9 protein-coding genes and 3 pseudogenes are annotated in these 13,012 nt (G+C 60.1%); 4 read left to right on the top strand and 8 right to left on the bottom strand.

The features are described 5' to 3' along the window. Window positions 1-109: 109 nt before the first annotated feature. Window positions 110-226: pseudogene (locus MTX36_RS23315) on the bottom strand (hypothetical protein); the annotation flags it as partial. A 26-nt stretch (window positions 227-252) separates the two neighbouring features. Between MTX36_RS23315 and MTX36_RS23310 the strand changes: the two are divergent. Next, a pseudogene (locus tag MTX36_RS23310) lies at window positions 253-392 on the top strand (IS6 family transposase); the annotation flags it as partial. A gap of 328 nt (window positions 393-720) precedes the next feature. Here MTX36_RS23310 and MTX36_RS23305 read toward each other — a convergent pair. The 5 genes and pseudogenes from MTX36_RS23305 to MTX36_RS23285 form a co-directional block, all read right to left on the bottom strand. Beyond that, window positions 721-1,308 (bottom strand): annotated as a pseudogene (locus MTX36_RS23305) (phenylacetate--CoA ligase); the annotation flags it as partial. A gap of 16 nt (window positions 1,309-1,324) precedes the next feature. Continuing rightward, window positions 1,325-2,452: a hypothetical protein gene (locus MTX36_RS23300; RefSeq protein ID WP_243622016.1), complete on the bottom strand. Its 1,128-nt coding sequence runs from the start codon at window positions 2,450-2,452 to the stop codon at window positions 1,325-1,327. 266 nt (window positions 2,453-2,718) lie between these two features. Next, window positions 2,719-4,332, bottom strand: coding sequence for an ABC transporter substrate-binding protein (locus MTX36_RS23295; RefSeq protein WP_243622015.1), 1,614 nt, complete (start codon window positions 4,330-4,332; stop codon window positions 2,719-2,721). Window positions 4,333-4,682: 350 nt separating this feature from the next. Continuing rightward, a complete protein-coding gene (locus MTX36_RS23290; RefSeq protein WP_243622014.1) occupies window positions 4,683-5,978 on the bottom strand; it encodes a DUF1214 domain-containing protein in 1,296 nt (431 codons plus the stop codon). A 396-nt stretch (window positions 5,979-6,374) separates the two neighbouring features. Beyond that, a complete protein-coding gene (locus MTX36_RS23285) occupies window positions 6,375-7,298 on the bottom strand; it encodes a TauD/TfdA family dioxygenase (RefSeq protein WP_243622013.1) in 924 nt (307 codons plus the stop codon). A gap of 353 nt (window positions 7,299-7,651) precedes the next feature. Between MTX36_RS23285 and MTX36_RS23280 the strand changes: the two genes are divergently transcribed. Beyond that, the gene (locus MTX36_RS23280) at window positions 7,652-8,251 is read left to right on the top strand and encodes a TetR family transcriptional regulator (RefSeq protein WP_243622012.1); all 600 of its coding nucleotides are present in this window, start codon (window positions 7,652-7,654) and stop codon (window positions 8,249-8,251) included. Between the two features lie 709 nt (window positions 8,252-8,960). On the opposite strand, the gene MTX36_RS23270 is transcribed toward MTX36_RS23280, so the two are convergent. Then, window positions 8,961-9,446, bottom strand: coding sequence for a nuclear transport factor 2 family protein (locus tag MTX36_RS23270; RefSeq protein ID WP_094273258.1), 486 nt, complete (start codon window positions 9,444-9,446; stop codon window positions 8,961-8,963). A gap of 510 nt (window positions 9,447-9,956) precedes the next feature. Between MTX36_RS23270 and MTX36_RS23265 the strand changes: the two genes are divergently transcribed. Next, window positions 9,957-10,883, top strand: coding sequence for a tyrosine-protein phosphatase (locus tag MTX36_RS23265; protein ID WP_243622011.1), 927 nt, complete (start codon window positions 9,957-9,959; stop codon window positions 10,881-10,883). Between the two features lie 62 nt (window positions 10,884-10,945). Here the strand turns inward: MTX36_RS23265 and MTX36_RS23260 are convergent, their stop codons facing one another. Then, the gene (locus tag MTX36_RS23260) at window positions 10,946-11,863 is read right to left on the bottom strand and encodes an alpha/beta fold hydrolase (protein WP_243622010.1); all 918 of its coding nucleotides are present in this window, start codon (window positions 11,861-11,863) and stop codon (window positions 10,946-10,948) included. Window positions 11,864-11,946: 83 nt separating this feature from the next. Here MTX36_RS23260 and MTX36_RS23255 point away from each other — a divergent pair, with 83 nt between their 5' ends. After that, complete coding sequence (locus tag MTX36_RS23255; RefSeq protein WP_243622009.1) at window positions 11,947-12,648, top strand: TetR/AcrR family transcriptional regulator; 702 nt, start codon at window positions 11,947-11,949, stop codon at window positions 12,646-12,648. Window positions 12,649-13,012: the final 364 nt, after the last annotated feature.

Raw genomic sequence — 13,012 nt, 5'->3', positions numbered from 1 at the left:
CCAAAAGTGGGTGGGCGGGACTGACCCTCTACGGTGTCGTGCGCGAACTTCAACGCGCACTTGCTCATTGGATCGGTACCTGCCCGCTGTGTCATCACACCTTCCCGACCTAACAAAGTACTACTAGGGCAGTGGCTGCTATTGTCACGGTTGGTTGAGCGGCCCAATACTTTTCATGCCCGAGCGCGGCAATATTGCGGGCAGCATTGTGATCCGCATGTGCGGTCCACCCACAATCTCGGCACTCGAACCTATCGGTTTGCGCTCAGCTTCCGTGAAGTCGAGGGGTTGATACTCGAACACGGTATTGCGGTCAGCTACGAGACAATCCGCCGTTGGTGCGCCAAGTTCGGGCAGCCCCTGCCAGCGTGCTGCGCCGACGACGCCCACGGGCCCCGCGGTGTGCTGTCGCGTCGACTTCGCGTTGTCCGACATAATCATGTCGTAGGAGCTTCGGAAACAGGTGCCTGGCGGTGGGCGACTCCGTTCAGTGGGCGTCTGCGCCAACGCGAGCATCGATCAGTTCACGGTCGTAGGCATTACCTGGGCCTACTTCCAGATGTGCCAAGTCGTGCAGGAATGCTGCACTGAGTTAAGCATTTCCCTCGTAGGGTGCAATGCTCTTGTCGTGAACCGCCAACCCTTGCGGGGGTGTGGTCAGATGCTCCGAAAATGTCGCCGGTGATGGCATGTTGTCACTTGCGTCTGTGGTGGATTCGGCTACTTCGGCCGGTTGTCGATCAGCCTACGAGCCTTGCCGACTGAGCGTTCAATCGCTTCCGGGTCGAGTACGTCGACTTCGACCGATACTCCGATCCGGTTCTTGATCAACGTTCGCAGCGAGTCCGACGCTGCGGTTCGGGCTGTGGTCGTCGTTTCAGGACGCATCTCAACACGCACAGTCAGTCGGTCGAGTCTCTGCGGGCGATCGAGTACGCATTGAAACTGGGGGGACAGTGTCGGTACCCCGAGGATGAGTTCCTCTATTTGAGTCGGGAACAGGTTGACTCCCCGCAAAATAATCATGTCGTCGGTGCGTCCGGTAATCTTTTCCATCCGTCGCATCGAACGCGCAGTGCCGGGTAGAAGTCTCGTCAAATCTCTTGTACGATAACGGATTATCGGCAGAGCTTCTTTGCAGAGTGAGGTGAACACGAGTTCTCCCACTTTGCCGTCAGGCAGTACCTCGCCGGTGAGTGGGTCGATCACCTCGGGGTAGAAGTGATCCTCCCAGATGTGCAGTCCGTCTTTGGTTTCCACGCATTCCTGGGCGACGCCTGGTCCCATCACTTCGGAAAGCCCGTTCGTCAGTATCGCTCCAACTTCAGCAATTACGCCCCTTTCCTGAATCTGTTTCGAGGCGAAAGAGTTCCACCGTCGTGTCCGGTAACTCGTTGTCGCAGCGTGCGAATCGGAACGCCATTGCTCCCTCGCTGTGTCCCAACGTCTCCAACCAGGTTGCGCCCGGAATCTTCGGGTCCTTGTGCGCCAGAACCAATTCGATGCGTCCGGTTTTGTCCGCTGTGGTGTCGAAGCTGGTCGCGTATACGCGGTTTCCGAAGCGCCACTCGAGGGACTCCATCCAGTAGTTCATCGGGACGAAGCTCCAGTACGCGCCACCTGGTGGCGCGAACGAGATGCGTAGCGCGTGTCCCTCCGGAATCGACCAATAGCCGTTCAGGTACTTGTGACCGGCTGGGGTGAAGATGTCGCCCGAGTCGTGCATGGGAGTGAGCTGATTCAGCTTCTCTGCTTTGTCTTTGCTAACCCACTCCGCCCAGATCCGAGTGTTGAACCAGGCGAACTGTGCGGCGCGCTCGAGACCTACTGCCAGGGTATCGGCGGTGACAGGCGGCGGGTTCACCGGACCACCGACTCTGCGAATCGACAACGGTCGCGGCTTGTCGAGGCGTGGATCACGGAGATAGCGCCTAACGGAAAGGGAGCTGGCATCGTCGTCGAGCCTCAGCCCGTTGCCTCCGACATGTCCGGCGGCAATGGTGAGGGTGAAGTTGCCGTCCGGTCCGGTATCGATGTCTTCTTCTGTGATCGCATCGATGAGACGGCGGGGTGTTTTGTTCGCGCCGCTCAAATCGCCGGAGTAGACGGTGAACTCGATGAGCTTCGTCTCAAGCATGTTTCCGGTGACGATGTACTGGTACTCCGACGACACGGGGCACGCGTCGTATAACTGTGCAGGGCTGTCGCCCGCAAACTTTCGCACACCTGCACGCGTCTTCTGATAGAAGTCGGGGTAGGCGGGGTCGGCATACTCGATAAATTGATCGATCCCGATCGATAGGTATCGTAGGAACAGTCGACTTCCTTCGGCGGTATCGATGGCATGCGCCGGCATCGGCAGTTGCGCGAATTTCTCGGGGAAATCCCGGATCGTGTCGGCAAGAAAGGTGAATGCCTCGACCGGCAGGTGAACGCGCTCCGGCGAAATCATGAGGGAATCTCCGGCGAGGCGCAACTGCCGAGCACTCGAACGGCAAGGACGGCGACAGGCCGGGTTGTGCTTGCGTGTAGTCGTCTCAAGGTCGTGTGTCCCTCTTCTGTGTTCGTCTTCGTCGAAATCTCAATACTGTCGAAATGGGTGCAACGGGCCAGGTGAATATTCTGAACTGGTGGGAGTGTCCCTACTTTCCGGGCATCGATTCACAGCCACGACATCGGAATGCCCGTTGGCTTCGCGGAGTCCGTGAGACAGGAGGTTCAGCTCTTCCATGCTTCGTCGAAGAGCATGATGCCGTCGATGCTCTGCATGAGGCCGTGAACGTTCTTGTTCCACACGTCGAAGGTCGGGACGTTGCCCCAAATCTGCCACGGCACGGTCTCGGTGGCACGTTGCTGGATCTTGGCGAGGACGGCCGTTTTGTCCTCGTCTGTGGTGGCGACACCGAGCTGATCGAGGAGAACGTCCATCTGAGCATCCGAGTAGCCGGTGGAGTTGTTGCGGCCACCAGTCTTGAGGCTCGCGTACAGCCGTTCGAACGGGTCGGCCTCGGAGAGGCTGAGCGCGCCGGTAGCCATGTCGTAGTCATGATCGACCAACACGCGTTTGGTGACGTCGCTTGCGCCGGTGACGTATTCGATCTGTACGTCGAACCCGATTGCGTTGAGCATGGCTTGTACAGCGAGAGCTGTTGCCTGTGAGGACGGTTCCTGGATGGAGAGGAAGGTGATCTTGCCGTCGAAGCCGTCTGCCTTGGCCTGATCGAGCAGTTCCTTCGCCTTGGCCGGGTCGACACCGATCGGCGCAACATCGTTGTGCCAACGCGAGGTGTCCTGGAAGATGACCTGGCCGGGCAGGCCCTTGCCGTTGTTGACGCGGGTGTTCAGCGTGTCCGGGTCGATGGCCAGTGCCATTGCCTGACGAACGCGCAGATCCGCGCCGGGGCGACCCTCAGCCATGTTCACGTTCGCGATGTAACCGAGCGACGGGATGTCGATGAAGCCCGGGTTACCGCTCTCGATCAGATCGAGGATCGGGGTGAGCGTACGCATATAGGCAGCATCGATGCCGCCGGTCTTGAGGGCTTCGGCGGTGGGTTGAGCGCCGACGATGCTGATCAGCTTGAGCTTGTCGACATTCGGAGCGCCGCCGTAGTAATCGGGACGGGCAGCCAGAACCAGTTCCTCGTTGGGAGCGAACTTCTCAAGCGTGAAGGCACCGGCGCCGATGGGGGTGAACATCTCGCCCTTCTGGGCGGTGGGGGCGACGATCATGCCCGGACCTGTAGCGAGCATCGACCGAATGCCGGTCCACGGATCAACGAGGTTGAAGACAACCGTCGTCGCGTCCGGAGTATCCATCGAGGTGACCTTGGCGGCCCAGAGGCTGGACTGCGGTCCCTTGTTGGTGACGTAACGAGTGATGCTGTCGGCGACGGCTTTCGAGTCCAAAGGTGTTCCGTCGCTGAATGTCACGCCGTCACGAAGCTTCAATGTCCAAGTCTTGCTGTCCGAGCTCGGCTCGAGCGACTCCGCCAACTGCGGGACGAACTCCTGCTTGATGGGGTCGTAGCGCATCACGACGTCGTAGATCGCGCCGAGTTCACTGCCGCCGGCAGCTCCAGCGACCTGGCTCTTGGCGGGGTCGAGCGTCGTCACCGAAGAGAAGCCACTGAACGTCAACGTGCCACCCTTGGTGGGGGTGCCAAGATCAGCCTGCTCGTTGACCAAACCGATCTTGAGCGCGGAACCCGACTCGACGGTCTCACCGCCGCCGCCGCTGGAACCGTTGTCGGCGCACGACGCCAGGAACATGCTTGCGGTGATCGCCAGGGTGACCGCGGTCAATCGGCGGCGAGGGGATCTACGACTCATGTGACGCCTCCAGATAGGTTAATCGGTGAATCTTCCGCGAAGATTCCCCTTTGTGTGATGTGGATCATGATGAATGTCGTGTTGTCTCGCTCATCGGAATGTGGCGGACATCGGACCCGATTGAGGACAGCTTCCGCGTTAGAACTCACAATCGTCCGTGGGACTGTTCCAAGTTCCTGCTGTAGTCATCTGAATCGAAGTGCTTTTGGTATGAACTACTTTCGAGATTGGCAGCGCTCGATTATGAAGAGACGAATCGAGTCCCGCGGTGGATCTTGCCCGCAAGGTCGATCCGACAAGTCGATCACAACGTGCGACCCAATCGGCTCGATCCGGAGCCGATAGTTGCGCTATCCGGTGTACCGACGTACGTAGTCGTTGGCTCTCGAAGACTGCTGTTGTTCACGTTGCTGCATTGTGAGGAAGGAAGTACCTGCAGGCATTCGCTTGACAAGCTGTTCAAGTTTTACAATCTCGACGCTGCGGACGGCCAAGTTGATGGCAGCCTCCGCTGGCAGGGACTGCCAACGGACGGCAACCATCCCCGAATTATGACCGTCGGGGTCGAGCCAATTGTAGGCGCCCGGATCCTCACGGCAGATGACGAACGAGTACGTTCCATCCGAATTGGCCTCTGCTTGAGCAGTATTCAGGCTACTCGTTCGGCAGATGTACTCGTACGCTACTCCCCACGGGTCAGAGATTTGAATACCGAGGGACTTAGCACCCAGAGGATCGACGGTGACAACCAACGCTTCTCCGTCGTTCACGTCAAACCATCCCCCCGTTGACAGTCCGCGACCTGCGGGACGGCGGCGGGCTGACCGAACATGGTTCGCTGCCTCGGTATAGAAGTACTGGTTGAAGTAGTCGAGCCAGAACGGCGCCAATTGCGTCAGCAACTCCACCGAACGTGTAGTGAGCTGTTCCAAGCTTTGCTGCTCGCGAGCCGCAGGACCTGCAGTCCTGACCAGATCGAGTCGGACAACATTCTCGGTTGACCAGTCGTTGAAGAGATCCCGGATGATCAAGAACGAATCCTGCTCTGCGGGGATCTGGATGTGGTTACTCCGCCCGTTGGCAGGCTGGGCGTCCAGTGTGATGACAAAGGAGCCGTCTGCCGTGGCCACGATGTCATCGCTGTGCAGGCCTGCGAGTTGTACGCCGCCTTCGGCGGTGAGGGCGGTGGTCCCGGGGACAGCGTCGCGCATCTCGAAATGCTGCTCTGTCGGTCCCGGATAGTTGACCTTCCCGCGAATCTCGTAGGTCGAGGCGCCCGATACGGCTGCGTGCCGGTAAACATTGTCCGGGTTCTCGATTCCGAAACCGGACCTCGGGGAACTCAGTCCTTGAAACTCGTGTGGAGCGGTTACGCCCCACATGAGCCTCGGATCACCGGGGTCTGCGCAAATTGCATATTGGGTCACTGCGGTAGCGAGGGAATGGGCAGCCCTGCTGATCGTCGCTTTTCCGGCCGGTGTCGAGCCCTGCGGGTCCGCCGCGTAGAGCATCTCGACATGTCGAATTGCGTTGCGGTAGGCGTCTGTCTCCAGAATCCTTCGGGTCAGTTCTTCACCTTCGCGTTGAACTGGGGTAGCGAGGGCGCTCACATAATCGATGTAATTCGATGTTTCCGTTCGTTCCATCTGGAATTCAACTCTTTCCTGCTGGGTATCTGGCAGCACAGACGACAAAGTCTTAGTCGCTGATGTCATCCTGGCTTTAATCTGTTGCAGCTCAGTTGCTGTCGGGTGCCGATTCATGTGCCGGTGTCCCGACAGCTAGCTAGGATGAGGGTTTTCCGAGCGGGGCCGACACGTAGGCGCAGGTGGCCTGGGGCATCGGTCGGGTTGCTTCACAACCTTCAATCATGTCCGCGGGTCGCAGTGCTACGTCGACCTTTCGGGGCCTGTCTATGATCTGTGGTTTACCAGTTCGGACGATTTCTTTGACGCGGGGTAGGGCCGTGCGTATCGGCACGACCCGACCTCGCACCAGCAATTGAGAAATTGTGCGCAGTTCGCCTAAAGAGTGAACCGTTGTCAGGCGAAGGTTCCTTCAAACAAGGGCTCCGACGCTCCGTCCGGACGGTAGAAGGGACGCCCGCCCTCGACTGTGCAACGGCGCATCAGCCGATACTGCGGGTAGTGATCCGACAGTGCACGATGATTTGTGCAGCGCTCATCCCAAATCGCGACGTCACCGGCTTGCCAACGCCAGCGGACTTGGTAGTTGGGGTTTTCCACGAGATTGCTCAGATATCCGAGCAGCACGTCGCTCTCAGGCTTGCGCATGCCGACGATCTGATCAATGAAAGAGCTCAGGAACAGCGCCTGACCCCCAGTCTCCTCATGGGTGCGGACCAACGGCATTACGGAGCCCTTGAGTTTCTCCCGGATAATCTGCTCTGCTTCCCGGCCGTACACCTCCACGCTCGCCTCAATGAAGTGCTCGGAGGGCTTATGCAGAGCGCGCAGGCTCTGGCAGATCCGCTTCATCTCGTCAGAGAGGTTGTCGTAGACGGCGTACAGACTGGCCCAAAGGGTGTCACCGCCGACGGGCGGGATGTCCAGACCGCAGAGGATCGCCAGGTTGGGCGGCTCCGGCCAGTAGGTTAGGTCCGTGTGGAATCCATCTGCGGCTGGCCGCTTCGTCGCGGTGTTCTCGACAGAATGCAGCACCGTATCGTCGCCCATGAGCTGCGCCACCGGGTTTGCCATGGGAGTGCCCCACCGTTTCGCCAAGGCGACGTGGTCATCCTCGGAGAGGTGCTGATTGCGGAGAAAGACCACATGGTGTTTGAGCAAGGCCTGATGAAGATCGGCAAACTCATCATCGCTCAGGTCGCTGAGGCTCACCCCTTCGATAATCGCCCCGATGTTGGCGTTCAACGGCGTCACGCGCAGATTTCTGCCTTGATGAGGATCGAGGACCTGCGGATCACTGGCCAGTTGAGACGAATTCATTGCTATCTCCTTCTTGGAAATTGATCAATTCAATAGCGAGCTCCGGCATCCACGTCCAGTGGCACCTACTAGCGCGCCCCTAACGAAGGCTCGGCGCCTTCTCGCCATCAGTGGTTAGCGCCGGGCCAGTCCTGCCCTGCCGCCCAGCCGTCCGATATGGAGCACCACGCCTCGGGTTGGCCCCAGCACTGTCATCTCCGGTGCCGGGTCTTCGGGCCGCCACCGAAGAGTAAGCTGACTCACATATGTTAGTCAACTACCAGTTTTGTGGCGGGTGCGCCGAGGACGCCGCCGTCAGCTCCGCGTCGGCTCACGCCGAGGTGCCCCTCGGTCAGCCGTAGTCTGGAGCCACTATGGGCCTACGAGAACGTAAGAAGCTTGCAACGCGCAATCGCCTCGTCGATGCCGCGCTACGCCGATTCGCCGAAAACGGCTACGACGCAACCACAGTCGAGGAAATCGCTGCCGACGCCCAGGTGTCGGTGACGACCTTCTTCCGATACTTCCGGTCTAAGGACGAGATCCTCTTCATCGACGCAGACAGCGCGACCCCGGACTTTTGCGCTGCGCTCACGGCTCGGCCGGCAGATGAGCCGGATCTCGAGGCGATCCGCCAGGTGCTACGCACCTTCCATGTGCGCGAAGATCCCCACGACGATCCACAACGCCGACTTCGCCAGCATCGTGTCGTGGCCGCGACTCCGGTGTTGCGTGGTCGGTATCACGAGGTCTCCGCACGATGGCAGCACGAGGTCGCCGCAGGCCTGTCTCAACGGCAGGTCGCGTCCCCCGACGACCGCAATGTCCGACTCACCGCCGCTATCGCGTTGGCTATTGTCAGCTTCGCCGACGATGAGTGGTGCGCGCACGAGGGGGCTCTCGACTGGGTCACCATCCTCGACGAAGCCTTCGAGTCACATGCGGCACTCGCCCAGAGCAGTCTCGACCCTTGAACGCTCATATACTTCGCCACGCGCGGCGGCGCACCTCTTGCGGGCACTGTCACGTTGATTGAAAGAACTGGCGGCGTCGTCGTTTGGAGTGAGCGGCGATGTAATCCCGTTGGGGTTGTACACGTTTCAGGAGGCAACACCGCTCGCGGTGACTTCCTGCTAGACCACGAATCGGTTGGCCATCTCGGGCGCGGTCAGTCGATGCTGGCAGGGCCGGAAATGCGGTGAGATCGAGCTGTACGCGGACGGGAACGTTGCGCGTGTGCGACCGATGTGAAGCGTTTCATAGCCTGCTCCCGCTGTTGGGTCGGGGGATGGAATTCCCGGCCCGGTACTTGGATCGGCGACCACCGACCCCACCCTGCCTCATACGGAGTCCGATAGCTCTCATTAGAGGAGCTATAAACAGCCCCTCGGAACTGGATTTCTCAGTCCAACGGCAGGGGAGCAGTGCACTCAGATAGTGGGTATCCGTGTGGTGAAGAGAACTCGGACGTCACCGGATGGACGATATTTCGATGGCGGTGCTGATGTCAATATTCGCGGTGACGCCGTCTTTGTCCGACCGGATCCAATGTCGCGGGTGTAAATCGCCCGCGTTGGGTGAATCGCGGTGAAACTGGGGAGAGACGTGGTCGGGAAGTTCGGACGATCCAACACAAATCATTATCCTTGCCGACTGAGCGTAGCTACAGCCCAGAGATCCTGATCAGTTGTCGGCCCGGGCAAGCAAATCACGAGCGGGAGAGCTTCCGTCGAGTAGTCGGGTGGTGCGTTGCTTGATTTTCCACTCGCCCAGGACCTTCACAAGATCGAATCGGTTCGCTGCGACACGCCAGACGCGGAACGAATCGTCGCCTTCGTTTCGTCGTAGCAACTGAGAATGGCCTGTCGCAGTAGCCTTGTCTCCGTCGACGACGATGTTGAGCGGGGCCAGGAGATGACCGCAACCGGTGTTGATGTAGTCCTGGTGGGGTTTAGTGCGGACCATCTCGATGATCTCGGCGCGGCCGTTCAGGTTACGAATATCGATGTCGTACACGGCATCCTCGGTCCACATGGCGCCGACCTTGTCTGCCTCTCCGGCGTCGACGGCGGGACCGTACGCGGTGATGAGCTTCTGGATCGCAATCTCATCTTCGAGTATTTGCACTCGCTCGAGCAGTGAGTTGACTAGCGCGGCAATTTCGGTCATCGGATCTCCTTGGCGTGGTCAGGCAATCAGGTGTGTCGGCCGAGCTTGGGCTGGAACATGCACGTATATAAGCGAATTCGACGTGCGCTCCGCAGAGTAGCAGGTAGCCTTTGATTGCTGCCGCTGCGGCAGACCTCACCGATTTCTGCGATGCTCGGGGGACTTTTCTTGTTTCTTCTGGACTCGGTCACAGTGATGGGTCACGGTTGTTCTGGGTTCAGCAGGCACGTGACGGCGCGGTGGTGTGGAAGATCGGGATGAGGTCGGAATCGATGATCGCTATCCGACGAATATTCGACTTTCTACGTCTCGGTGAATGGGCAACGCCCTTTTCGGTCACTGAGTTTCCTGCACGATTGCGTAGGACCGGAGGTGCCATTAGGTGCGCACGAATCCAACCCGCCGAGGCTGGTGCGATTGAGTGCAATCCACTGGGCACGAAACATCTTGAGGTCTAGAAAACACGGCTTGCTACGGAATCTATCTACGCTACTGGAAAGGCTTCACTCGATGCCACACCGACCATTCGCCTTGCGTCAACAAGCCCGGACGTGCGTCGCACTCGCTGCGGCAGGTTCATTCCTGCTCGCCGGCACCACTGGTGCTACCGCCGAGCCGAGCACCCTCCCGTCATTCGGGTCGTCGGACTTCGGCTCGAGTGCACCGTCCGCCGTTGTGGCACCACGACTTGCATCGATAGACAATTTCCGCGATGTCGCAGGCACAGGATCCGGCTACGTCGGCACCGGCGGCCTGCATGTACGCCAGGGCGTGTTCTACCGCGCAAACGCGATCACCCCAAACGCCGAAGACCTGGCGACCCTCGAATCGCTGCATCTGACGGCGGTATACGACCTGCGCACCGAGGGCGAGATTGCCGCGAACCCGAACACCCTGCCCGACGGCGTTCGCTACGAGAAGATTCAGGTCCTCGCCGCTGATCCGAGCGGTGACGTCGCCTCCATCACCACGAAGCAGCAAGCCCTCGAGTATGTCCAGTCGGGATACCGGTCCACCGTCAGCGATCCCGTCTCGCGCGCCGGATTCGGTCAGCTGTTGACCGAACTCGCCGACACCCCGGGTCCGCAGGTATTTCACTGCACCGCCGGCAAAGACCGCACCGGATGGGGATCGGCACTGCTGCTGAGCATCGCCGGTGTCCCGCGAGAGACCATCATGGCGGACTATCTGCTCACGAATGAGTACTCTGCGGCAGCCATCGAGGCAAAGTTAGCTCGGATCGCCGCAGCGAAAGGACCGGAGTACGCGGAGGTCTACCGTCAGCTTCTCGGCGTCGACTCCAGCTATCTGCAGGCAGCGTTCGACGAATTGGACAGCACTTACGGTTCATTCGACCGCTATCTTGTTGACGGGCTCGGGCTTGACATGGCAACGATCGTGAACCTGAAGCTGAAGCTTCTCGTCGGACTCGTCTGAGGTGCCGTCGGGGTCGTGTGAGGTGAATTGAAAACTGATGGGCGCGTGATCGATGTGGTGGATCACGCGCCCAGCACCGTCAGGCCGCCTACAAGTTTGCGGATTGCAGCAGCGAGCGGTTTCCATGAGTGCTCAGGCAGGTCGTGCCCGACTTCGGGGAGGATGAGCATGCGTGAGCTGGGAATCCTGGCCGTGATGGCATGCGCGGCTTTGGGTTTGATCAGAGGATCGTCCTCACCGTGCACCACCAGGGTGGGCTGCGTGATCGCGGTGATCGGTGGTCCGCTCCACTGGGCGCCGATCTGTCGGCTCTGTGCCTCCTGGTCGTGAACCCCGGGGTCGGGATTGCTTTCCAATCGTGCGCGCATTGCGGCCTCGTCGAACTCGCGGCGCGGAGACGCCAGCAGCCGTGCGACCGCGAGGCCGGCCTCGATTGCGCCCTCTCTGGTATCAGGAAACTTGAGGCGCGCAAACTTCGAGAGAGTACGCAAACGGATGTAGCGGAATGTGCGCAACCCGGTGACGTCGCCCGGGACGGCCGCGACCGACGTGAGAGAACGCACTCGGTCGGGATGCCGAAGGGCGACGCGTTGCGCGAGGGCGCCACCGAGCGAGACTCCGAGCACGTGCGCCGAGCTCCAGCCGAGTTCGTCGATCACCGCAATTGCATCGTCCGCCATGTCTTCGGCGGTGTATGCCTCACCGCGTTTGGCCAGCAGCGCGGCGATCGGGTTTCGTACGGCCGTCGGCGGCAGGTGAGTCGACTCTCCGCCGTCGCGCTGGTCGTACCGCACGACAGCGAAACCGTGTTCGGCCAGTTGCTCACAGAACCCGTCGGGAACCGAGTGCCGATTGACACCCAGCCCGGTGGCGATCAGCAGCGGTTCTCCGCTGAATTCCGGCCGAAATTGATCGAACGCTAGACGTACCGATTCGTTCTGTGCCCATCGCCGCGGTCCCCATGCGTTGTCGAGTGCCATTTTGAACCTCCCTTTATTGTGTTCAGTGAACGCAGTTTTAGTATAGGTCACGACAGACAACAACGAATGGAGAGTGGCGTCGAGTGACACAGTCCGGAATGGAGCAACCGCACACGACAGTGTGGGAACGCTCGTACGGCAAACGCGGTCCGGCGCCGGCCCATAGTCGCAACGATGTCGCCGACGCGGCGATCGAACTTGCAAACGAGGGGGGATTGTCCGCAGTCTCCACCCGCCGGATCGCGCAGAAACTCGGGGTGAGTCAGTCGGCTCTGTACCGTTACGTGGCGGGGCACGACGAAGTGTTCGACCTCATGGTGGATGCCGCTGCCGGCGAGATCGACCTCGATGTGGCGCTGCGCGGCGAGGCGATCGACGACCTCACCGCCCTCGCGGCTCGTGCGAGAAGCGTCCACGTGAGATACCCGTGGCTGCTTGATATTCCGGTCGAGGCGATGCGCGTCGGCCCTCGCGGAATCGACTTTCTCGAGTATGCGCTGCGCGCTATGGCGGTGGTTGAAGTGCCGGGGCCGGTGAAGCTGCAGGCGATCGCCGTTCTGAACACGCTTGTCCAGCAGTTCGCCCGCGCCGAGGTCGGTGGCGGAACGGCAAGTCAGGAGCGTCGAATCTCTCAGGTGATGTACTTGCACAAGACGGCCGCAGTCGGCGATCATCCGTATCTTGCGGCGGCGCTCCATATTTCGGATCCAGGCGCCGACCAGCCGGGCGACATGTTCGAGCCCGTAGTACGTCGCGTCCTCAAGGGTGTATTGACGTCGGACTGAACCGCGCCCCTTGCCGCGTGGCCTCGATGTCACGGTCGAAGTCCGAGCGGACCGTCCTCGTTGAGGATTGAGCAGCCCCTGTGGCCTCTGATCCAGGTGTGCCGAGTCGATGAAGAAGATTGAGTTCGACGGCCAGTGGTGTTGGGGGACGACGGCCCGGATCGATGAGGAGGATAGGGTCCTGGAAGAGTCCTCGATCGATCACGGATTCTGTGTGGTTGTCGATCATGACGTTGTATGAGGGAACGCGGCAAGTCAGGGTTTCGCGAGGAGCTGCGTGCAGGTTCTTCAGGGCCGCTTGGCGTCTCAAGCCTCGTCGTTCTTAATTGGGACTAGTCGCAGTGGTGAACTAGGTCGCTTCGTC

The sequence above is a fragment of the Rhodococcus sp. ARC_M6 genome (assembly GCF_022810305.1).
Classification (GTDB): Bacteria; Actinomycetota; Actinomycetes; order Mycobacteriales; family Mycobacteriaceae; genus Rhodococcus_F.
The sequence above is the reverse complement of the archived record's forward strand: the minus strand, read 5'-3'. Positions and strand labels throughout refer to the sequence as shown.